At 43.7% G+C, this 22,227-nt stretch carries 18 protein-coding genes; 6 read left to right on the top strand and 12 right to left on the bottom strand.

Annotated elements, in window-relative coordinates; translation table 11 throughout:
* Positions 1-97 precede the first annotated feature (97 nt).
* Positions 98-589 carry a DUF11 domain-containing protein gene (locus tag LX73_RS07585; protein ID WP_170245621.1) on the bottom strand — a complete coding sequence of 164 codons (492 nt, stop codon included), beginning with the start codon at positions 587-589 and terminating at the stop codon, positions 98-100.
* A 417-nt stretch (positions 590-1,006) separates the two neighbouring features.
* On the opposite strand from LX73_RS07585, the gene LX73_RS07590 reads away from it, so the two are divergent.
* Complete coding sequence (locus LX73_RS07590) at positions 1,007-1,675, top strand: nitroreductase family protein (RefSeq protein ID WP_148898883.1); 669 nt, start codon at positions 1,007-1,009, stop codon at positions 1,673-1,675.
* On the opposite strand, the gene tyrA is transcribed toward LX73_RS07590, so the two are convergent.
* Positions 1,676-2,809 (bottom strand): bifunctional chorismate mutase/prephenate dehydrogenase, encoded by a 1,134-nt coding sequence (tyrA, locus tag LX73_RS07595; RefSeq protein ID WP_148898884.1) that lies wholly within the window; start codon positions 2,807-2,809, stop codon positions 1,676-1,678.
* A 308-nt stretch (positions 2,810-3,117) separates the two neighbouring features.
* Between tyrA and uvrB the strand changes: the two genes are divergently transcribed.
* Both uvrB and LX73_RS07605 read left to right on the top strand, forming a co-directional pair.
* Complete coding sequence (gene uvrB / locus LX73_RS07600) at positions 3,118-5,166, top strand: excinuclease ABC subunit UvrB (protein WP_148898885.1); 2,049 nt, start codon at positions 3,118-3,120, stop codon at positions 5,164-5,166.
* A gap of 67 nt (positions 5,167-5,233) precedes the next feature.
* On the top strand, positions 5,234-5,782 hold the full coding sequence (locus LX73_RS07605) for a class I SAM-dependent methyltransferase (protein WP_148898886.1): 549 nt from the start codon (positions 5,234-5,236) through the stop codon (positions 5,780-5,782).
* Positions 5,783-6,227: 445 nt separating this feature from the next.
* Here LX73_RS07605 and LX73_RS07610 read toward each other — a convergent pair whose 3' ends face one another.
* The 6 genes from LX73_RS07610 to ffh all read right to left on the bottom strand — a co-directional run bounded on the left by LX73_RS07610 (position 6,228) and on the right by ffh (position 11,340).
* The gene (locus LX73_RS07610) at positions 6,228-6,806 is read right to left on the bottom strand and encodes a fasciclin domain-containing protein (protein WP_211359387.1); all 579 of its coding nucleotides are present in this window, start codon (positions 6,804-6,806) and stop codon (positions 6,228-6,230) included.
* Positions 6,807-7,231: 425 nt separating this feature from the next.
* On the bottom strand, positions 7,232-7,666 hold the full coding sequence (rplS, locus tag LX73_RS07615) for a 50S ribosomal protein L19 (RefSeq protein WP_170245622.1): 435 nt from the start codon (positions 7,664-7,666) through the stop codon (positions 7,232-7,234).
* 6 nt (positions 7,667-7,672) lie between these two features.
* Positions 7,673-8,368 (bottom strand): tRNA (guanosine(37)-N1)-methyltransferase TrmD, encoded by a 696-nt coding sequence (gene trmD, locus LX73_RS07620; protein ID WP_148899182.1) that lies wholly within the window; start codon positions 8,366-8,368, stop codon positions 7,673-7,675.
* Positions 8,369-8,371: 3 nt separating this feature from the next.
* A complete protein-coding gene (gene rimM / locus LX73_RS07625) occupies positions 8,372-8,911 on the bottom strand; it encodes a ribosome maturation factor RimM (protein ID WP_148898888.1) in 540 nt (179 codons plus the stop codon).
* Between the two features lie 43 nt (positions 8,912-8,954).
* On the bottom strand, positions 8,955-9,860 hold the full coding sequence (rpsP, locus tag LX73_RS13175) for a 30S ribosomal protein S16 (RefSeq protein ID WP_148898889.1): 906 nt from the start codon (positions 9,858-9,860) through the stop codon (positions 8,955-8,957).
* 124 nt (positions 9,861-9,984) lie between these two features.
* Positions 9,985-11,340, bottom strand: a complete 1,356-nt coding sequence (gene ffh / locus LX73_RS07635; protein WP_148898890.1) for a signal recognition particle protein — start codon at positions 11,338-11,340, stop codon at positions 9,985-9,987.
* Positions 11,341-11,564: 224 nt separating this feature from the next.
* On the opposite strand from ffh, the gene LX73_RS07640 reads away from it, so the two are divergent.
* The 3 genes from LX73_RS07640 to aat all read left to right on the top strand — a co-directional run bounded on the left by LX73_RS07640 (position 11,565) and on the right by aat (position 15,773).
* Positions 11,565-12,410, top strand: a complete 846-nt coding sequence (locus LX73_RS07640; protein ID WP_148898891.1) for an enoyl-ACP reductase FabI — start codon at positions 11,565-11,567, stop codon at positions 12,408-12,410.
* Between the two features lie 119 nt (positions 12,411-12,529).
* Positions 12,530-14,995: a zinc-dependent metalloprotease gene (locus LX73_RS07645; RefSeq protein WP_148898892.1), complete on the top strand. Its 2,466-nt coding sequence runs from the start codon at positions 12,530-12,532 to the stop codon at positions 14,993-14,995.
* A gap of 184 nt (positions 14,996-15,179) precedes the next feature.
* The gene (gene aat / locus LX73_RS07650) at positions 15,180-15,773 is read left to right on the top strand and encodes a leucyl/phenylalanyl-tRNA--protein transferase (protein ID WP_246138189.1); all 594 of its coding nucleotides are present in this window, start codon (positions 15,180-15,182) and stop codon (positions 15,771-15,773) included.
* Between the two features lie 245 nt (positions 15,774-16,018).
* Here the strand turns inward: aat and dxs are convergent, their stop codons facing one another.
* The 4 genes from dxs to LX73_RS07670 form a co-directional block, all read right to left on the bottom strand.
* A complete protein-coding gene (gene dxs, locus LX73_RS07655; protein WP_148898893.1) occupies positions 16,019-17,941 on the bottom strand; it encodes a 1-deoxy-D-xylulose-5-phosphate synthase in 1,923 nt (640 codons plus the stop codon).
* 7 nt (positions 17,942-17,948) lie between these two features.
* Positions 17,949-18,167: an exodeoxyribonuclease VII small subunit gene (xseB, locus tag LX73_RS07660; protein WP_148898894.1), complete on the bottom strand. Its 219-nt coding sequence runs from the start codon at positions 18,165-18,167 to the stop codon at positions 17,949-17,951.
* Between the two features lie 54 nt (positions 18,168-18,221).
* Complete coding sequence (locus LX73_RS07665; protein ID WP_148898895.1) at positions 18,222-19,538, bottom strand: AI-2E family transporter; 1,317 nt, start codon at positions 19,536-19,538, stop codon at positions 18,222-18,224.
* A 240-nt stretch (positions 19,539-19,778) separates the two neighbouring features.
* Positions 19,779-22,196 carry a DNA internalization-related competence protein ComEC/Rec2 gene (locus LX73_RS07670; protein ID WP_148898896.1) on the bottom strand — a complete coding sequence of 806 codons (2,418 nt, stop codon included), beginning with the start codon at positions 22,194-22,196 and terminating at the stop codon, positions 19,779-19,781.
* Positions 22,197-22,227 lie beyond the last annotated feature (31 nt).

Raw genomic sequence — 22,227 nt, forward strand, 5'->3', positions numbered from 1 at the left:
GAATTCTGAGATAGGGCCTTCTAAACGCACTCCTAAATGCTGAAACTGAAAGCCGCTAAACCTTAAAGAGTCGTGCTTGTTATAGTTGTGATTTATATTAGTTTATATCGTTTACTTGTACCCGTGCACGTAATGTCACTGATCCCTGAGCCTCCAGAGATTCAACGGCCCATCGTAGTCGTCGATATTCACTGGCAGGAACCTCCTGCTCTACTACTTCGCCATTTTTCTGTGTTACTTCCCTGGTTATGGGTAGTTTTTGAAAGTTATTACCAGTTGAAGAAAGGCTTGCCGCATTTAATGCAGGTTCGGCAGTATCACTAAGATATTGCACGCCTGCAGGAATGGGCAGGGTAGGTACCAAGTTTGAAATACTATTTTCTGTGTTATTCGTATAGGTCAGCCGATATTCAATAGTATCGCCGGGCTGTATTTCGGATACTTCAACAGCCGTTTCGTTACCGGCACCATCTGTTGAAATTTTATATGTTTTTAATTCTGAAGTCAGATCTTCGTTGCCCTGGGCTTGTGTTACAAGTACTTGGGCAAAAAGAAAAAGAAACAGAACAAAGCTAGTTCTGATATTCATAATCAAGTTGTATTTCATTATTTGTTAACTAATCCGAAGCTAAATGCTCTTCAAAATATAGAATAGAGTAAGAGGATTCTTTTTTTTAGGCCTTCATGAAGGAATCCTAACCTTTATTAGGGGCTATTAATGAAGATTAAAACTTTCCAATATTAAGAAATGTCAATCCTCTAAGTCACTGTAATGCAATGGGTTAAAATATTTTACATTCCATGTACAAATTTAATATTCCATATTTTCAGCTGCCTTAATTAAATGGCCCGTAATTATTTTGATGAACGAGAAAAAAATTGTGCGAAATTTGATTTTTCGACAATTGGCTCTAGACCAGTTGGTAATCAATGGTAGGTCAAAAAAGTTTTTGCTATGTTAATATGGAACTGTCTGCTATAATATTAATTCATAAGTTGTGTCTTTATGTCCCGCAGCAATTTCATCCCCCATACCGATTACAAAAGATATCCTGTAAAAGAAATGCGGCAGCGTGCCCGGTCATTTTATAACGAGATGCAACGACGGCGTACGGTTCGCGATTTTTCTGATGAAGATGTGCCTCGGGAAATTATTGAAGATTGTCTGCGAACGGCGGGTACTGCACCCAACGGGGCTAATAAACAGCCATGGCATTTTTCAGTTGTTAGTGATCCCGAAGTACAAAAAGAAATCCGAGAGGCAGCCGAAGAAGAGGAACGAGAGTTTTATGAAAATCGTGCTACTGATGAATGGTTGGAAGCATTGGCACACCTCGGCACGGATGCCAATAAGCCTTTTCTTGAAGATGCTCCTTATCTTATCGCCATTTTTTCTAAAAGTTATGGACTCAAAGATGACGGAGAGAAAGAGACGTTTTACTATGTGAAAGAATCGGTCGGTATTGCTACCGGCATGTTGATTACAGCAATCCACAATGCGGGATTGGCATCGCTGACCCACACGCCCAGCCCCATGGGGTTCTTAAATGATATTTTGGAGCGACCCAAAAATGAACGTGCCTTTTTACTGTTGGTGGTGGGTTATCCCAAAGACGATGTAAGCGTACCGGATATTACTAAAAAGCCGCTGGACGAGATTGCAAGCTTTGTTTAATCAGGCAAAACGATCGGCCAGCCGGTTAATCAGATATCCGCTTTCTTCGAGGGCCTGGCTGGCAAACTTGCCAAAGAAATCAGTTACGGACTCAAACTCTTTGACAAAACCCTCTTTGTCATCATTCTTAACCATCTGAGCAAGTTTGTCATTATGTTCAATAAATTTGAGTAGCAGTTCACGCCGTTCTTCATTGGCAAAAACGATATCCGCATATAGTTCAGCGCTTTGAGCAAAAATACGTCCTGTCATCATCAGCTCGGCACGGTAGATGGGCGAAGAATAGTCAAGGATATCTTGCGGTTTCAGATCGTAGGTCTTCATAAATGAGCCGTGTAGCAGCGCTACAAAGTGGCGCAGTCCCTGCACCATGTGCATTACATGGTCATGTTTTTCGGCATCAGCTTCAACTACGCGCATGCCCCACAATTTTGACTGTTGGATAACCCACTCTGATGTATTCGTGTCTCGCGCAGTACAAACTACCATCAACTGTTTAGACAGATTGTCAACATCGGGACCATGCATGGGGTGGAGGCCCAAAATTGGTCCGTCGTGAGCTTCTTTCATCGTTTTGATGGGGTCGGTTTTATTGCTTGTAAAATCAGCAAGGATGGTATCAGGCTTAAGCTTGGGTGCCAGCCGCTTGATGACATCTTCAGTAACATTGATCGGTACGGCAACAATGGCCAGATCAATGTTTGGGGCCATTTCTTCGAGCTCATGCCAATTATGTTTGTCAATTTGATAAAGCTTGTGTCCCGTCTGCCTGATGATGCGGGAATACAGTTGCCCCATGCCACCCTTAGCGCCAACAATTAAAATGTGCTTAGGTTCTTCAGTAGCACGTGGAAATTCATTAGAGGATTGGCTGGCTCGGGATGAGGCCATAATCATCCGCAAAAAGTCTTCGGCCCAGTCGGGATCGAGATTGCGGTTGGCGGCCATCTTCCGGAACTTCTTAGTTTTTTCATCTTCACGCTTGGGTGCAAAAATGGGGAGCTGGTTTTTAACCTTTTTGTCTATAACTTCGTGCACAATTTCCCGTCGTTCGGCAAGGAGATCAAGGAGCTGGCTATCAATTTCATCAATGCGATCACGTTGGGGACCGAGTTTCTTTTCTTTAGGGGTCATATTTTCTTTTAATCTAAAAACTAGGTGTTATGCTGATTATAGCATTAGCAACGAAAGCTGCCTAAAATACAAATTTATCTATCGCGAAATAAATGTACCGATAGATTAAAAAGATAGGGAGTCAAAAATTAAATAGAAGCTTTGCTGTTAATTCCCCGAAAAATATGGGATTTTAAGAGAATGATTCAGCGCTGTTTTCGTTTTATTAAAATGTAAATATCAATTGATTAGAACCCCGGGCTTGTACAGAAAGTTATTTGTTTGGCATCTTTGAAAATCCGAGGGTTTAAAAGTTAAATAAGTATCACATGTCCCATTTTGATTTACAATCTCCCTGGCCGCCGGCGGGTGATCAGCCGGAAGCCATTGAAGAATTAGTAGAAGGCATCGAAAATGGAGATAAGTATCAGACGTTGCTGGGAATTACCGGTTCGGGAAAGACGCGAACGGTATCAGGTGTTATCGATGAGGTTGAGAAACCGACGTTGGTAATGAGCCACAACAAAACGCTGGCTGCACAGTTATACCGCGAGCTCAGCGACTTTTTCCCTGACAACAAGGTAGAGTTTTTTATCTCCTATTATGATTACTATCAGCCCGAGGCTTATCTCTCATCTCAGGATAAATACATTGAAAAGGATTTGTCGATCAATGATGAGATTCAGCGCCTGCGCCTGCGGGCGACGAGCTCGCTGCTTTCCGGTCGACGTGATGTGATTATCGTTTCATCGGTAAGTTGTATTTACGGTATTGGGTCGCCTTCGGAGTACCAGAAGTTGATTATTAACCTTGAACAGGGCATGACCATTTCCCGAAATAAGTTACTCTATGATCTTGTAGATTTGCACTATACGCGCAACGATCGGGAATTCAGTCGCGGCACCTTTCGCGTGCGCGGTGATGTAGTGGATTTGTATCCCGCTTATGCCGAAGATGGCCTTCGTATTTCTTTTTGGGGGGATGAAATCGAAAAGATGGAGATTTTTGATACCGATTCAGGGGAAGTTTTAGATACCGTGCAAGAGTTTCGAATCTATCCTGCGTCGCATTATGTGACTACCGAAGATCGGCTTAATAAAGCTATAGATCAGATTCGCGATGAGCTGAACCAGCGCGTGGGTACGCTCAATGATGAAGGTAAATACTTAGAGGCCAAGAGGCTGGAGCAGCGTACGCTCTTTGATATTGAGATGATGCAGGAGATTGGTTACTGTTCAGGCATTGAAAACTATTCGCGCTATTTAAGTAACCGTAAGCCGGGCGAACGTCCGTACTGCCTATTTGATTACTTTCCGGATGACTTTCTGCTGGTGGTAGATGAGAGCCACCAGACGGTACCCCAGATTTCGGCTATGTATGGTGGTGACCGGTCCCGAAAGACAGAGCTGGTGGAAAATGGATTTCGCCTGCCTTCGGCCATGGATAATCGTCCACTTACCTTCGAAGAATGGGAGGGACTGGTCAACCAGGCTATTTTTGTAAGTGCTACCCCCAGTGATTATGAGCTCGAGAAAAGCGGCGGCGCTTTTGTGGAACAAATTGTACGCCCCACCGGACTTATGGAACCCGAAATTGAAGTACGTCCCGTTGAGAATCAGATTGATGATCTGCTCGAAGAAATTCAAAAGCGGATAGCCAATGGAGATCGGGTATTATGTATTACCCTCACCAAACGACTGAGCGAAGAGCTGAGCGAATATCTCAAAAGCGTGGGCATTTCGGCAGCTTATATGCACAGCGAGCTGAATGCTATGGAGCGTGTAGAGGTACTCTTTAAATTCCGCCGCGGTGACTTTGATGTCCTTGTAGGTATCAATCTGCTGCGGGAGGGTATCGACATTCCCGAACTTAGCCTTGTGGCCATATTAGATGCAGACAAAGAAGGATTCCTTCGGTCGGAGACTTCGCTTTTCCAAATAGTGGGCCGCGCAGCGCGGAATGTAGAAGGCAAAGCTATTTTGTACGGCGATAAAATTACCGACAGTATGCAAACAGTTATTGATGAGACCAAACGGCGGCGCAAAATACAGAAAGAATTTAACGAAGAACATGGCATAACACCCGAGACTATTGAAAAAGAGCTGAAGCCGCTGGTGGATCCCGCGTTGATTTCTAACGAGAACTTCGACTTGGAAGGGGATAGTGAAGACGAGGAAGAAGCTCTTGAGGTGGTAAAAGTGGCCGATGAAGGTATTAAGTACAAGGCAAATCCAGCGATGAAAGAGGTAACTTTTGATAATAAAGAGGAGTTTCTGGAATACCTACAGGATTCGATGCATAACGCTGCACAGAATATGGAGTTTGAAGAAGCGGCGCGCATCCGTGACCAGATCGAACAATTAGAAGAAGAACTGTAACGTACCAAATAGTTATTGGTTATTTGGCAAGCCTGACTAACCAATAGCGAATAACAAATAATAAAAGATGAGCACACTAGCGTATTTAAAAAGTTTTTTTAAGGATAAAGATGTTGCCTCGGTGACGCCCACTTCTCGATTTTGCGTGCGGAGTGTATGCAGCCCAATTGATTTCACCAAAGATATTACCGTGGTGGAGTACGGTGCCGGTGCCGGCGTTTTTTCCCGGTATATTCTACAAAATATGACAGCTGATTCTAAGCTGTTCCTCTTTGAAACCAATGAGATCCTCTTTGAGAAACTAGAGCAAATCAATGATCCGCGGGCTATTTGTTATGATGAGAGCGTAGAATTTGTGAGCAAACTGCTGCCCGATGAAACCATTGGAGAAGTTGATTTTATCATTTCCGGGATTCCTTTTTCTTTTTTGGATGAAGATACAAAGTCATCGATCTTGAGCCAGAGTTCTCGGCTCTTGCGCGACGGCGGAAAGTTCTTGGCCTATCAGACATCAGGACACTTAAAGGAGCCGTTGCGGCAAACCTTCGGTAACGTCAAAACGGAATGGGAGTGGCGGAACATCCCTCCGATGACAGTGTATGAGGCCGAAAAATAAAAAGTTGCGAAGTGATGACTTAGTTTACAAGGCTCTGCCTATACTATTTATGAGGCTGGGCATCGTAAGGCAGTAAACGACTTGGAGATCATTAGTTCAAATTTTGGTTGTATCAACTCTTGATACCATAGCTATATTTTCTGATAAGCGAGGATGTTTGTCAGAGCCAGAGAAATAACTAATGTTATCTTTAAATCCTAAGCAAACTCGTTTTCGCATTTCTGTTGCCGGGTGGCTGTTTTGACAGAGGAGGGGCGATCTATCTATATCACAAAGACAATGTATTTTTCTACCGCTGATGAAATACTTGTCTGGAAGTATTCCTAATTTTTGAATATCCCTCCGGTAAGAATGGTCTTAATTTGTTTCTTGTGGAAGAATCCAGCTCAGGTTAACCTGTTGCCCGGAGGGGTATTCATGCAGCTCTTCGTAATAGCAGTTTTTGTTAATTGGCGGCTACTAAGAAAACCTTGTCGACCACGTGAACTTCACCATTTGAAGCATCAACAGAACCTAAAATTTTGGCTCCGTTAACATAAATGTCACCGTCTTTCTTTTCTGATTTCACATACTGTCCGGTGGCCAGATATACATTCGTGCCTTTGGCCAATTGATCTTGATCCAGTGAAGCAGGAGAAGCATGGGAAGTTAAAATTTTGGCTAACTTAGATTTATTCTCAGGCTTCATCAAATCGTCGAGCGTACCTTCAGGTAATGCTTTAAAAGCATCATCGGTTGGAGCAAATACTGTTAACGGTCCCGGATTAGCCAGTACATTTTGGATGCCGGCTGCTTCTATCGCTTTAGCAAGAATAGTATGATCAGGGGATTCTTTAGCAATTTGCAGGATGTGCGCTTTAGATGCATCATCTTTTACACCCGCCTGTCCTGTTGTAGATGCAGAGGTAGTCTCATTTTGGGTTGTTGTATTATTGGGTTTTTCTTTTGTATTTCCACACGAAATTAGTGCTGTAGAAATTATCATCACCAACGCTGTCGAGGCTATTTTTTGTACGATACTCATAACTGTAATGGGTTTATTTTATATCTTGTAATAAGAAAAAAAGATCTTTATCTCTTAATTTATGAAAAAAATCTATTACTCCCAATAATAAATCTGGTATAATGTTGCTTGTCTCTTTACTCTGTTTTCCTATCCAACGCATCAACACAAGATAGAATAACTCCATACTATTATGGTGCTAGTAGCAATAGTTGATGGTAGGGCGAAGGAACAGCACGACTTTTCTCGTCATCTTCTCTTTGGGAATAGTGATAAAAAAATCCAGGTACACTACTATGTGGAAGGTTGGACAACATCTCGTTATTAACCCAGGACAACTATTTAAATTATAGAATCTCAAAAATAAAAAAGTCATTCTACCTGATGGTCAGATAGAATGACTTTGTAATAAGGAAATTGAAGTAAGAGGGATTTTGTAAAAAGCGTTACTCCTCTTCGGAGCCAGAATTTTGCTGATCGTTAGCTTCAGCTTTTTTTTCTGCCTGGCGGTTTATTTCGCGAATCGTATCTTGATTTTGGTCTTTCTCCTTAATACGGGCTGATTTACCTTGACGTTCGCGTAGATAATATAGCTTGGAACGTCTGATATCGCCTTGCTTTTTCAGTTTAATTTTTGCGATAAACGGAGAATGAAGTGGGAAAATACGTTCAACGCCAATATTTCCCTCCGAAATTTTACGCACCATAAAAGTCTGGTTGGCACCAGAACCGCTGCGTGAGATAACAAGTCCTTCAAACTTCTGAATTCTCTCTTTATCTCCTTCGCGCACGCGGTAGTGCACATTCACGGTATCACCGGTTTGAAACTCGGGATACTCGTCGTTAATCAATGTCTGTTCTGCTAGTTTTAACTTATCCATAATAACTTACTGTTGTTCATTTCGAAATTTTTTGTACATATCAGGACGTACGTTCTTCGTACGCTCCAGCGATTGTTCTAATCGCCATTGTTTTACTTTTTGATGATCACCTGACCGCAGCACTTTTGGTACTTCCATATCCCGGTATTTAGCAGGGCGCGTATAAACCGGACCTTCCAGTAAATCATTTTGGAAAGAGTCCGTTAATGCGCTTTCCGCGTCACCTAGTGCGCCGGGTAACAGCCGGACAATGGAATCTACCATTACGGCCGCCGGCAGCTCACCGCCGGAAAGTACTACATCGCCAATGCTGTAGGTCTCGGTAATTAGTGAATCTATAACACGCTGATCGACTCCTTTATAGTGCCCGCACAAAAACATCAGGTTTTGGCTGATAGATAATTTATTAGCACTTTCCTGCTCGAATGGATCTCCATTCGGAGCTGTAAAGATGATTTCATCATATTCCCTTTGGCTCTGCAGTTTTTCAATGCATGAGAAAATCGGCTGGGGCGTAAGCACCATGCCGGCTCCACCACCGTAGGGATAGTCATCTACTTTCTTGTGCTTATCCTCGGAGTAATCGCGCAGGTCGTGAATATGGATTTCAACCAAACCATTTTCCCGGGCGTTACCCACAATACTGTGTTTCAGCGGACTCTCGAGCAGCTGCGGTACGGCCGATATGATATCAATGCGCATCATTTATAGTCCTTTCAGTTGGTCCAGGTTTTGGCATTGTATTTCTTCTTTTCCTTCATCAATATCGACAACGTACTCATCCACAAGTGGTATTAACAGTTGCTCTTGGTTGCTGGTCGAGACCTCGATAATCGGATGCGCCGGATTTTTTTGCATAGCTTTGACGGAGCCGACTAATTGTTTATCAGCCAGAACGTCAAACGAGCTTAGGTCCAGCGGAATTTTCTCCGAATCCAGCTGATTGTCTACTGCTTTGCGATCTGCATAGACGGCAAAGTTTTTCAGCTTTTCGGCCTGCGTGCGATCAGTCACGTGTTCAAATTTTACAAAGAACGAAAGTCGGTTGTTCTTTTCTTGCACCCGGACCGACTCAATCCGAGCAGGGACCAAATCCCCTCTGGTGTTTGCAATATGCACCAAGTCAAGAGCATCAAAAAGTGTTGGAGCGTAAATATCGGGGATGATTAACACATCACCCGCTACGCCATGAGATCGGGAAATAACCCCGATCTTTGTGTACTGGTTTTCAATAGGTTCCAGCATCTTTATTACCTTTAAACTTTACGAAAATTCGTAAAGCTAGTATCTAATCATTTTCTTTTTTTTCATCCAAAGCACGCTGAACGGTTACCCGATCTTCGTCTTCAGGCACAAAACCTTCAAGCTCATCAAGAGGCGTGTTTTTGATATGGCTGATAGCTTCTTTCGCCAGCATATTAGTAGATACTTTTGCCTCAGAGTCTTCACTGTCAGCTTCCTCAGCCTCATCAGTGTCTTCGGTTTCTGAAGATTCTTCTTCGTCTTCCTGCTCTTCATCACCAGAAGTTTCAACCTCTTCAGCAGACTCTTCATCCTCGTCAGATTCATCTTCCTGAGCTTCAGCAGCTTTCTTTTCATCAACGTCGTCTTCAGCAGCAGTATCTTCTTCAGCTTCAACTGCTTCCTCGGCTTCTTGCGTGTCTTCTTCGGCCGAAGCTTCCTGAGTATCTTCCTCTGTTTCTGTTGATTCTTCATCAGTTTCGTCATCTTCTTCAGAAGAAAGAGCTTCCTGCTTAGCCTTTTCCTTGGCGGCTTCTTCTGCTTTTTTCTGAAGCTGCTTCTGGAATTCTTTTTCTTCGGCTTCGAGCAGTGCCTGCTGGCGTTCTTTGCGTGTGGGAACTTCATCTTCTTTCTCATCACGCTGTTCACGCCATTCGCTTAGTGTTTCTTCTATTTCTTCTTCCGATTTGTCCAAACGAATCAGATGCATGTGATACATCAGTCCTTCATCCTTAAAAATAGAACGGACAGTATCACTGGGTTGTGCTCCTTTTTTAAGCCAGTGCAGTGCCCGATCATAGTCCAGATCAAGTTGATTGTTTGGAGTTACATTATCAAAACGACCTATATCTTCGATGATTCGACCATCACGAGGTTTGCGGTTATCGGCCACAACAATGTGATGAATCGGTCGTTTTTTTCGACCTCTACGTTGTAATCTAATTCTTAACAATGGATTATTTTCTCAATTTTATGTTAGTATTACTTTGATTATAAATAGAGGATATTGTCGGAATCTTGCGCAATATTTAATAGTGATGCCGGGCTGGGCTAAACAGCACATGGCATCAGTTTGGTTATCCAAATGGTAAATTTCCTTTCATTCCCTTCATCCCCTGCATCATCTGACCCATCTTGCCCATGCCTGAGAAAGACTTCATCATTTTCTTCATTTGTTCAAATTGTTTTAGCAGGTCATTAATATCAGAAACACGAGTTCCTGATCCCTGGGCAATACGTCGCTTTCGGGTCGCATTCAGTATGTCCGGATTATGCTTTTCTTCCGGAGTCATCGAGCAAATGATGGCTTCAATAGGTTTGAAGGATTCTTCATTAATTTCTTGATCAGAGTTTTGCAGTGCTTGGCCGGCGCCCGGAATCATGCCCACCAAGTCTGATATGTTGCCCATGTTTTTCACCTGCTGCAGCTGTTCGTAAAAATCTTCCAGGTCAAAACTGTCAGATTTAATCTTTTTCTGTAGTTCCTGGGCCTCTTTTTCATCAAACTCTTTTTGGGCTTTCTCTACAAGTGAAACAACATCACCCATGCCGAGGATGCGTTGCGACATACGCTCGGGGTAAAAGGGTGCAAGGGCGTCCAGCTGTTCTCCGGTACTTACAAACTTGATCGGTTTTTGGACTACATTCTTAATCGAAAGAGCCGCCCCGCCGCGGGTATCACCGTCAAGCTTGGTTAAAACTACCCCATCATAATTGATGGTTTCATTAAATTCTTTGGCCGTATTCACGGCATCTTGTCCCGTCATGGAATCCACAACGAACAGTGTTTCATCCGGTTCAACGGCTTCTTTAATGTCCGCCACTTCGTCCATCATTTCCTCATCAACGTGCATGCGTCCAGCCGTATCAATAATAACAGTATCAAGTGCCAGGCTCTTGGCCATGGATACCGCCTCTTTGGCAGCACGGACGGCATCTTGTTGATCGATGGAATATACCGGCACGTCAATGGAATCGCCCAGCGTTTTAAGCTGATCAATAGCAGCCGGGCGATAAACATCGGCGGCCGCCATTATAGGGCTGCGATTATTTTCTTCTTTTAGATACCGAGCCAGCTTAGAACTAAAGGTTGTTTTACCAGAACCTTGCAGGCCGGCAATCAGGATTACGGTCGGCGGCGTGTGTGCCACAGATATATCTACACGTTCCTGACCAAGGATATTAGTCAGTTCATCATGTACAATCTTGGTAAACTGCTGTCCGGGATTTACAGCCGTTAATACATCTTCGCCCATGGCCCGCTCTTTAACTTTGTTCGTGAACTCTTTGGCAACTTCATAGTTCACATCCGCATCGAGCAGGGCGCGACGTATTTCTCTCACCGTCTCCGCAATGTTGACGTCGGTAATCTTAGATTCCCCTTTCAGCTTTTGAAAGGCGCTATCTAATTTTGATGAGAGATCTTGAAACATCTGTTATCGTGTCTTTTTAAAACATTGAAATCTGTTTGCTTATCCCTGATACAGTATTGGGACAAAGTTTCGAAAAATAAGGACAAATAACTGTCTTATCAACAGAATTATCAACAAAAAATTATAGCACCTTTTAAGAGAATTCAAATTTCGGATTTGATGGCTGAGTTTTGTTATTTTCGTGCAGAACATTTTTAAACAGTATAATTGAGGATTAACTATTTATGTCTGACCAACAGGGATATGGATTATTAACAGGAAAAAAAGGATTAATTTTCGGTGCACTTGATGAGCGCAGCATCGCTTGGCGTATTGCGTTGGCATGTCAGCGAGAGGGAGCAGAGTTTTCACTTTCCAATGCTCCGGTGGCATTGCGCTTTGGAGAATTGGATGAGCTGGCCGAAGAAACAGGCGCCGAGGTATTTCCTTGTGATGTAACGGACGAGGATGAAATTGAAGAGCTGATGCAAAATGTAAAAGAGGAGCATGGCAAGATAGATTTTATGCTCCATGCCATAGGCATGTCGCCCAACGTGCGCAAGAAAAAAGGCTATAAGGAACTGAACTACCAGTGGATGCAGCAGACGCTGGATATTTCGTCTATTTCTCTGCATAAAGTAATTCGTTATGCTGATGAGGCCGACATCTTGAACGATGGTGCCAGTATTTTGGCGCTGAGTTATATTGGTGCGCAGCGTATTTTCTCAAAATACGGTGATATGAATGATGCCAAAGCCTTACTCGAAAGTATCGCACGTAATTATGGCAGCCGACTGGCCGATCGTGGCATCCGCGTGAATACCGTTTCGCAAGCACCAACCAAAACATCAGCGGGCAGTGGTATTAAGGGTTTTGACGGCATGTACACTTTCGCCGATAAGTTGGCGCCGCTTGGCAATCCCTCGGCTGATGAGTGTGCAGATTACTGTGTGACACTCTTTTCTGATCTGACCCGCAAAGTGACGATGCAGAACCTTTATCATGACGGCGGATTCGTTACAGCCGGCATCAACGAAGATATGATCAACGACCTGGCGGAGATGTATGCTGATGAGGAAGATGAAGGATAAGCAGATTCTTATTTAGAATAGAAGCTTAGTGCTCGGCACGTTCACATCTGCCGGTTTTTATTTTTCTGCAAAAGTAGTTACTTATCCTTTGGTCTAAATCTCCAATCAAACAAGCAGTTATGAAACGATTTGCCACGCTTATCTATCTTCTAATTTTTGCAACCTCGCTAACCTTTGCGCAAGAGATCCCCACCATCACTAAGAAAACAAAGGGGCTCGAAAAGCACGAGGGATACTTTAACTATTACTGGGATGAAGCCAGTGGAAAGCTTTGGCTGGAGATCGACAAATTTGATACCGAACTTCTGTATGTCAATTCTTTGACTGCGGGTGTAGGTTCCAATGATATCGGTCTCGATCGTAATCAGCTGGGTGATGATCGTATCATCAGGTTTGAGCGTCGAGGTCCTAAGGTGCTAATGGTACAGCCCAATTATTCTTATCGTGCTATTACCGATAATCAGAAAGAAAAGCAGTCGGTGAGTGATGCTTTTGCGCAGTCAGTGCTTTGGGGGTTTGAAGTGGTAGCCCAGGAAGAGGGAAGGGTGCTCGTAGATATGACGGATTTTCTGCTGCGGGATGCCCACGATGTGAGTGTCACGCTGAAAAGAAATGACGAAGGCAATTTTAATGTGGATAAAAGTCGCTCTGCGCTGTACAAGAAAGGGACTATGAACTTCCCAAAGAACACTGAATTTGAAGCTACACTTACCTTTACGGGAAGTGATGCCGGTGGACAAGTGCGATCCGTAACCCCCACTCCGGATGCAATTACCGTACGCCAGCATCATTCGTTTGTGCAGCTGCCCGACGATAATTTTGAACCTCGTCAATTTGATCCGCGTGCCGGATATTTTGGCATAAGCTATCAGGATTATAGCACCCCCATCAGTGAATCAATTGATAAGCGACTGATTACAAAGCATCGGCTTAAAAAGAAAAATCCTGATGCCAAGATAAGCGAGCCGGTCGAGCCCATTGTTTATTATCTGGATCCCGGTACGCCCGAACCGGTGCGCAGTGCACTGCTGGATGGTGCCCGGTGGTGGAACCAAGCTTTCAGGGCGGCTGGTTATAAAAACGCATTTCAGGTGAAGGTGCTGCCCGATAGCGCTCATCCCATGGATGTGCGGTACAATATGATTAATTGGGTACACCGGTCGACGAGAGGTTGGTCGTATGGTACTTCCGTCGTGGATCCGCGGACGGGAGAAATTATTAAAGGTCACGTATTGCTTGGTTCGCTACGGGTGCGACAGGATTATCTGCTGGCCGAGGGGCTGTTATCACCTTATAAAGAAGGTATGAGTTTTGATGAAAATAATCCCATGCTGGAGATGGCACTGGCGCGAATTAGGCAGCTGGCTGCCCATGAGGTCGGCCACACACTGGGACTGGCTCACAATTTCGCAGCTAGCACTAACAATCGTGCTTCCGTTATGGATTATCCAGCGCCCAAAGTGAATATCACCCAAGATAGTACGCTCGATTTATCAAATGCCTATGACACCGGTATTGGCGAATGGGATAAGGTGTCGATTACGTATGGATACAAAGACCTCACTAATCTGCCGAGCGAAGATGTTGCTCTCAACAATGTGTTGAAGAATGCAATTGATGACGGACTGTTATTTATTTCGGATTATGATGCACGTCCCGAGGGTGGTGCTCATCCCAAAGCACATCTCTGGGACAATGGAAAAGATGCCGTAGAGCAGCTGCACCATATTATGGATGTTCGAGAAATTGCACTGCAGAATTTTTCGGAAACTAATATTCCGCAGGGAACGCCCATGGCAACATTAGAGGATGTGCTGGTGCCCATGTACTTGTATCACCGCTATCAAATTGCCGGAACTGCTAAGCTTGTTGGTGGACTCAATTACAGTTATAATCTGCGCGGTGATAGCCAGACCGGCCCTGAATGGGTGGCGGACAGCAAACAGCGGGCAGCTCTGGATGCTATGTTACAGACGATAACGCCCGAAGCACTGGATATGCCCGATCGGATCGTAGATTTAATACCTCCTCGTCCCCTTGGCTATTATGATTCCCGGGAACTGTTTAACAGTCATACTGATCCTGCCTTTGACCCATTGGGAGCTGCAGAAACAGCCGCCTCTATGTCAGCAAATCTGTTGTTCAACACCAATCGTGCCGCCCGTCTTATAGATGCCGAAGCCCGTGATTCTACGAATCTGGGTCTTGGTGATATGCTCGAAAAAGTGATAGAGAAAACTTGGCGGCAACCGGTGTCTAAAGGATATCAGGGGGCTGTACAAAATACGATTAATCATGTAGTGTTGTTTGAGATGATGAACTTAGCCTCGAATGAGGGCGCCTCATCTCAAGTACGAGCCGTCACGAATCTTAAACTTGAGAAGCTCCGTGAGTGGATGAAGATGGAGGCCGAAAATCATGCGGAAGGTGAACAGCGCAAAGCGTCGCTATTATATGGATATCGAATGCTGGAGCAGTTTAAAGACAAGGGCGAAATGGTTATGCCAACACGGACATTGGATCCACCGCCCGGTTCGCCCATCGGTAGTAGTGATTCTACCTTTTTGCAGTGCAGTTTTCGTTGATAGACTTATTAACACCCTCAAGGTTTCCAAATATGCTAAGGGGGTTGTACATCTGGTTACATATTTGGTTGCGTAGCTTTGCTGCGCAACCTTTATTTTATTAAATACAATGGTTTCAGTTGAGTTATTTACAGTAAATCCAGATACATGAATGTCAGGATCTCCAGGAAACAGTAAAATATAGATGATTGATCCTCAAGAGTTATTAAATGCTTATGCCAACGGCTTATTCCCAATGGCTGATTCGCGGGATGATCCTGAGGCCAAATGGTACACTTCGCGTCGTCGGGGTATTATCCCGATGGATAAGTTTCGGGTTTCATCGAATGTACAACGCATAGTGCGAAATAAACACTATCATATCAAGGTCGACTATAATTTTCGCAAAGTGATGGAGGCGTGTGCCGATCGTGACTCTACGTGGATTTCGGATGAAATCATTGATTCTTACTGCCGCTTACACAAACTCAATTATGCTCACTCGGTAAGTGTGTATAATCAGAAGTGGGAATTGGTCGGCGGACAGTATGGCGTATCGCTGGGAGGGGCATACTTTGGTGAATCGGTGTTTGGTTGGGCAAAGGAGGCTTCTAAAGTAGCGCTGTATTGGACACATCAGGCACTGCAGCAGGGTGGTTTTGAACTATGGGATACTCAGTTCTGGAGTGAGCACCTGGCGCAGTTTGGGTGTATTGAGATTACAGCCGGTGAATATGAGAAAAAGCTCAAATCCGCATTGCGAAAGAAAGCAAAATTTGAAACAGTGCCAGCACAATAAACAGTTATTAGTAACTGATAGTCCTTAATTATTGATAGCTGTTTGCCAATAAATTGTTTTTACTATTCCCGTACTGAAATAAGTTCATTATCTGCTTGCGGTTAGAATTTGTAAGTGGAGCTGTATAGCAATTTTTATTGTACTGGTTGAGAAGTGTGATCCAGGCTGGGCGTTTTTTGAGGCCCCGGCTCATGCTTCTTCTATCGTACTTTAATAAATGGTCTGATTTTAATAGAGCTGTTAGTTCAAGCGTTGAGGGATTGTGCCTGCATTACTTCTTTTACTTTTTCTTTAATACCTTTGGGATCAAGTCCGACTTCATCATGGAGCTCTTCTTGTGTGCCGTGTTCAACAATACGGTCGGGCACACCCATGATTGTTGTGGGAATGTGATGTGGTTTGTCTGCCAGATATTCTGTTACTGCGCTGCCAAATCCGCCAAGCTTGGTACCGTCTTCAATAGTAATAATATGTTCGTAAGTGTGACATACTTCATCAATAAGATCGGTGTCGAGTGGTTTAGCAAAGCGCATATCAAAATGGCCAACTTTAATTCCCTCTTCGGACAGATCATCAGCGGCATCCATTACATAGTTGCCAAATGGTCCAAAGCTAAGGATAGCAATATCATCACCTTCACGAAGGCGCTGTCCTTTGCCAATTTCCATTGAGCTAAATTCTTCGGGATAATCCATGCCGGTTGCACGTCCCCGCGGATACCGAATAGCCCAGGCATAGTCGTCAAAGTTAGAGGCTGTAAACATCATATTGCGCAATTCCTCTTCATTGAGTGGTGATGATACAATCATATTAGGTACGTTGCGCAGGTACGAAATATCATATATTCCATGGTGGGTGGGACCATCAGCGCCTACAAGGCCGGCACGGTCAATACAGAAAACAACAGGCAGTTTTTGGATGGCTACATCATGAATGACCTGATCATAAGCACGTTGTAGAAAGGTAGAGTAAATAGCGGCAAATGCTTTTTTGCCTTCGGCGGCCAGTCCTGCTGCAAAGGTGATGGAGTGTTGTTCAGCTATACCTACATCAAAAGCACGATCGGGGTATTTATTCATCAGTGGCCAAAGGCTAGATCCGCTGGGCATAGCCGGTGTAATACCTACAATGTCTTCGTTTTCGTCGGCTAATTCTACGACTGCTTCGCCAAACACATGCTGATATTTGGGCGGTTTGGGCTCAGTGTCGGGATCCAGCTGTTTACCGGTAATCTTATCAAATGGACTGCTTTGGGCATGCCATTTGGTTTGTTCACGTTCGGCGGGGGCAAAACCTTTACCCTTAACGGTTACTGCATGCAGTAACTTTGGGCCGGGAATATCTTTAAGATCTTCGAGATGGCGGCGCATGGTATCAACATTATGGCCGTCAACGGGTCCGTAGTATTTGAAGCCTAGTGCCTGGAAAAGTCCACCGGGTGTAATAGCAGTCGTTACGGCTTTCTCGAGTCTTGATGCTACTTTGCGCATTTTTTTACCTGCGGATTTAAAATGACCCAGCATATCATAAATTTCATCGCGCAATTTGTTATAGGTTTTGCTGGTGGTAATATCAACCAGGTATTCATTGAGAGCCCCTACATTGGGATCAATGGACATATTATTGTCGTTGAGAATTACAAGAATGTCAGAGTCAAGAAATCCGGCGTTGTTTAATCCTTCGAAGGCTAGTCCGGCTGTCATGGCGCCATCGCCGGTAACGGTGACTACTTTTTTGTCACTTTCATCTAGGTCGCGCGCAACAGCCATCCCCAATCCCGCAGAAATTGATGTGCTGGAGTGACCAACGCCAAAGGTATCATACTTGCTTTCACTTCGTTTGGGAAATCCCGACAACCCACCGTATTCCCGGTTGGTATGGAATTGTTCCCGCCGACCGGTTAAAATTTTGTGTCCATAAGCTTGGTGGCCAACATCCCAAAGCAGCAGATCTTCAGGAGTATCATACACATAATGGAGAGCTACGGTCATTTCAACAACGCCGAGGCTTGCTCCAAAATGGCCGCCGTGGATAGAAACCATATCGATAATATAATCGCGCAGCTCGTCGGATACTTCAACAAGTTGTTCTTCGTCTAGTTTTTTGAGATCATCCGGAGAGTGAATATCTGCAAGCAGAGGACCGGGAGTAATTTCTTCAAATTCCATAAATCACCTATTCATTCTCATTATTGTTAGCCTGTTTTTCGGCTACCTTTTTGATACGTAGTTCGGCATTTTCTAATGTTTGGGTGCAAAAATCAGAAAGTTCAATGCCCTTTTCATATAGATCAATAGATTTGTCTAATGAAATAGACTCATCTTCGAGTTTATTAACAACATCCTCGAGTTTTGATAAAGCCTGTTCGAAGCTCAGTCGTTCCGAATTACTCATATAATTATTTTGATTGTAGGCTTGTCTATCTGCAAAACCGTATAATACAAAGTTTTACCGGTCAGTATCCAACTCTTTTTCCATTTCCTCTTCTTTCTTCTTTTTTTGTTTTTGGGATTCTCGATCAAATTGCTGCATAAAAGAGTCAAGTTCACTTCCGCTTAAAAAGGCAATTTTCTTAGTCTCTTTATATTGTTCGTAAAATACGGAAATTAGCGCAGCCGACGGAACGGCAATAAGCAATCCCAATAGTCCAAACATAAATCCAAATAACAGCAGTGATACCATGACGAGCAGTGGGTGCAGACCTACATGTCGTCCAACGACCCGGGGAACAATAAATCCTGATTCAAGCACTTGTTCGATGGCAAAAACGAGATAGATGCCGGGTAAAAACTCATACCAGGGTTGCCCCACAGAGATACCTACCAAGCTGCATACGGTAACGCTAAACCAGAGTCCAAAGGTGGGTACAAAATTCGTAAGTCCGGCTAAAATCCCCAATACTATGCCATAGGGTACTCCAACCAGATAGAAGCCGAGGCTCAGATTTACAGCACTGATAAGTACAACAATAAATTGCCCTCGTAGATATGAGCCCACAATGCGGCTAATTTCGGTGGTATAATCGGTAGAAACATTATTAGGAGTAATTAGCGAGCGGACAAAAACGCCAATCTTTTCATAGTCGCGAATCATGAAAAAGCATAGAAAAGGCATCAGAATTAAAAAGAACAGAACAGTGACAACACTTCCCACACCAGAAATGTATGTTGCTGACAGGGAGGTCACCCCTTGGTAAAACTCTTCCATCAACATATTAAGTTGCGTTACCAGCTGAGTCTTAATTGAAACAGCATCCAACCCAAAATATTCGATTAAAGAAAGGATACCCGTACTTTCGACGACCGCTTCAGTATTGTTTGACATATCCTGGATGAGGGATCCCAATTTTGAAAGCTGCTCGGTAAGCAATGGTATGGCAAAGAACAGCCCCAGTCCTATAAGGCCCAAGCTTACAAAGGTGAAAACGCCCGCAATGGCGCCCCGCGGAATACGTCTTTTTTCGAGCATTTCCACAACCGGATTAATGATAAAAGCAATAATATAGGCCAGCACAAAAGGGATAAGCAGGTGCCCGGAGTCATAGATAAGCCAGAGTCCCGCCGAAAAAGTAGTTGCATACAGTAGGGCACGGGCTACCGGTTGTTTGCGAATAGGATACAAAACAATGCCAATCAGTAATCCATAGCCGAGGGGGTTTATCAGGTGTTCTAGCAGATACATCAAAAATAGCAATCCGGCTACTCCGCCTGCCATCAAAATAAGTTGTCCCCGTTCATTGAGCCACGACTGGGAATGCTTGGCCATAAGTTAGCTACTTGGTATTAGAAAATGTTACACTTTCATTAAAAACAGGAATTAACGCTTTAATATATTGATTGAAGTACAAAGGGAAAGTGAAAATTTCAGATTATTTTTTGAAATGTAACAACTATGAGCAAGCCTTCTGTAAACCATTTACATTGGATGATAAAAAAGTGTCTAAATTCCTGCTGCCAGCGTCAGGATTTGGGAGGCAAAGCATGAGAAGTATATAATTAGTATTGTTTATTTCTCTATTCGAATGCGAGAACCATCAGACCACAGTTGTATGGCTCCGGTAAGGCTGGTGAAATATAGCGACACTGAGTCTTGCTGCAGGCGTTGTATAGCTGCAGGGTGCGGATGATGAAACTGATTTTGTTTACTAAGCGAAATAATTCCGGCTTTAGCATCCGCTTGTTGTAAAAGAGGAGTACTTGAGCTCGTTTTACTACCATGGTGACCTACTTTTAAAAAATCTGTTGCTATTAATTGCGGATAGTGCCTGGCAATGCGCTGCTCCTGCTGATGTTCAGCGTCGCCCATAAACAGCATCTGTGTTTGTCCATAGATCAATTCCAGTATTAAGGATCGATTATTAACATTTGCATCGGATATATTTTGAGCGGGTCCATAGATAAATATTCGCATCGATGGATCTAGAACAACTTGTTGTCCGGCTGTAAGTGGAACAATCGGAATTGTTTTCTCCGTTGCTTTTCGCCGATAGGTATCATATAGTTGCGAATCATATTTAGCTCCAGAATTATATATAGTGTCGATAGCAATGTTGTCAATAAGTTCCGGCATACCGCCGATATGGTCGGCATGCGGATGCGAAAGAAAAATCCCGTCGAGTTTTTCGATCCCTTTTTGTTTTAGATAAGGTATAATGATGTATTTACCGCTGTTGTAGTCGGGCTGCCACCGGCCTGTATCGATGAGAAAATGCTTTCCCGCGGGCGTTTTGACAAGTGCTGCATCGCCCTGACCGACATCAAAAAAAGTGATATGCAATTTAGCCGGCTGTATCTTTTGGATAATATTTTGAGCCTGATCCACACAGAGTAGGGCTAGTACAATAGCCAACCATTTCCACCGCATTTTGGGAATAGGAAGCGAAGCAATAAGAAAGATAATGGCTGTCCATATCGAAAAGAATAGCAGGCTACGGATGTGGACTTGCATCCAGCTCCAGGGCCAATTGGCCGTAAGTGTAACAAACCAGTCAAGCAGCCCTAGAAAATAGTCAATTGGTATATTGAGTGTGTGAGCCAAATCGGGAAGAAAACTACTCAACGGAAGGAGTAATAACCCGACCGGTACGGCAATTCCCAATATCGGAACTACAATGGCGTTAGCAAATGGTCCGATAATAGAAAATTCACCAAAATGGTAGGCCAGCAGCGGAAAAAGTCCCAGCTGTACAATAAATGAGATTATAACCACCATCACCGGCTGTCCATACCAGCGGTATTGAATCCAAGCGGGGAGTTTGCGTGAAATAATGGGCGCGGTGAGTAGAATAACATAAACAGCACTGAATGAAAGCTGAAAACCAATGGTAAACAGATTACCGGGATTTATTAATAACAATATAAGTGCGGCTACGGCCGTCAGATTTTTCGAATTGCGTACTTTGTTAAAAAGTTTGCCATAGGCTAAGAATCCACCTACTAATGAAGCACGCATGACTGAGGCAGAGAAGCCAGTCAGCCCGGCATAAAAGAACAGGAGCATCAATAATAAAAACAGCCCGATTTCTTTTCCGTAGCGAAAGGTCCAGAACAGGGGTATACAAATCCAAAAAGGTGCTAAGATAAATCCCACATGAAGGCCCGATACGGCCATGATATGGGATAGGCCAGCACGGGAAAAGGCAATCTTTTCTTCACGCTTGAGTTCATTTTTATGGCCTATTAACAATGCTTTGGCTAGTGGCACTGTTTGCTTGCTAAAGTTATGTTCGATCGCATCTAATACTTTTTGACGAAGGCTCGTCCATCGAAAAACGGAAGCGGGAGAAGAATGAATGTTCCCAATATTTGTGATTCCCGCTTGTGTATAAATCCCGATGGAGCTCAGGTAATCTTTATAGTCGAATTGACCGGGGTTTCGCTTTGGATCCAGTGGATAGATGATAGCTGAAAAATTTATTTGATCGCCCAGCTCCAAGCCATTGGGAAATGGAATATCTGCGGGATCGAGAATAGTACGGATACGATAAGATTTATCCCAAAGAATGTCATTGGGGTAAAGGGTGGTATCTACGTTGGTGTCAATCTGATACTTGCCGGTGTTGGTCTGCCTTATTTGATGGACGGTGCCCGAAAAGGTGAGTTCCTTCCAGGTGTAAGCATTCAGGATTTGTGCTTCCTCAGGTGGGGTGCGATAGTCAAAAAAGGAGTGCCAAGAGGCTCCAAAAGCGATAATGAGTATCAAATAACAGCAGATGGCAGTATTGTATAATCCAGCTTTCAGAAATTCTTGATAAAAATATTCACTGAGCAGATAAATAGAAGCTGATGTTGCGAACAGGCCAAGCCAAATATAAGAACTCACCTGAAGGTGATAATCCAGTAATATACCTGCGGCCATCAGCAGGAGAAGGCGTACCGCTGGATAGGAGGCAAAAGGAAACTGATATGATTGTTTGATCTCCACATAGGTATGATCGTTTTTGGACCAAATCCTT

Source organism: Fodinibius salinus (assembly GCF_008124865.1).
GTDB lineage: Bacteria > Bacteroidota > Rhodothermia > Balneolales > Balneolaceae > Fodinibius > Fodinibius salinus.

Excerpts from the sequence above, each read along its gene's own strand:
- LX73_RS07585 (WP_170245621.1), bottom strand. The coding sequence starts at position 589 with ATGAATATCAGAACTAGCTTTGTTCTGTTTCTTTTTCTTTTTGCCCAA.
- LX73_RS07590 (WP_148898883.1), top strand. The coding sequence starts at position 1,007 with ATGTCCCGCAGCAATTTCATCCCCCATACCGATTACAAAAGATATCCT.
- tyrA (WP_148898884.1), bottom strand. The coding sequence starts at position 2,809 with ATGACCCCTAAAGAAAAGAAACTCGGTCCCCAACGTGATCGCATTGAT.
- uvrB (WP_148898885.1), top strand. The coding sequence starts at position 3,118 with ATGTCCCATTTTGATTTACAATCTCCCTGGCCGCCGGCGGGTGATCAG.
- LX73_RS07605 (WP_148898886.1), top strand. The coding sequence starts at position 5,234 with ATGAGCACACTAGCGTATTTAAAAAGTTTTTTTAAGGATAAAGATGTT.
- LX73_RS07610 (WP_211359387.1), bottom strand. The coding sequence starts at position 6,806 with ATGAGTATCGTACAAAAAATAGCCTCGACAGCGTTGGTGATGATAATT.
- rplS (WP_170245622.1), bottom strand. The coding sequence starts at position 7,666 with ATGGATAAGTTAAAACTAGCAGAACAGACATTGATTAACGACGAGTAT.
- trmD (WP_148899182.1), bottom strand. The coding sequence starts at position 8,368 with ATGCGCATTGATATCATATCGGCCGTACCGCAGCTGCTCGAGAGTCCG.
- rimM (WP_148898888.1), bottom strand. The coding sequence starts at position 8,911 with ATGCTGGAACCTATTGAAAACCAGTACACAAAGATCGGGGTTATTTCC.
- ffh (WP_148898890.1), bottom strand. The coding sequence starts at position 11,340 with ATGTTTCAAGATCTCTCATCAAAATTAGATAGCGCCTTTCAAAAGCTG.
- LX73_RS07640 (WP_148898891.1), top strand. The coding sequence starts at position 11,565 with ATGTCTGACCAACAGGGATATGGATTATTAACAGGAAAAAAAGGATTA.
- LX73_RS07645 (WP_148898892.1), top strand. The coding sequence starts at position 12,530 with ATGAAACGATTTGCCACGCTTATCTATCTTCTAATTTTTGCAACCTCG.
- aat (WP_246138189.1), top strand. The coding sequence starts at position 15,180 with ATGATTGATCCTCAAGAGTTATTAAATGCTTATGCCAACGGCTTATTC.
- dxs (WP_148898893.1), bottom strand. The coding sequence starts at position 17,941 with ATGGAATTTGAAGAAATTACTCCCGGTCCTCTGCTTGCAGATATTCAC.
- xseB (WP_148898894.1), bottom strand. The coding sequence starts at position 18,167 with ATGAGTAATTCGGAACGACTGAGCTTCGAACAGGCTTTATCAAAACTC.
- LX73_RS07665 (WP_148898895.1), bottom strand. The coding sequence starts at position 19,538 with ATGGCCAAGCATTCCCAGTCGTGGCTCAATGAACGGGGACAACTTATT.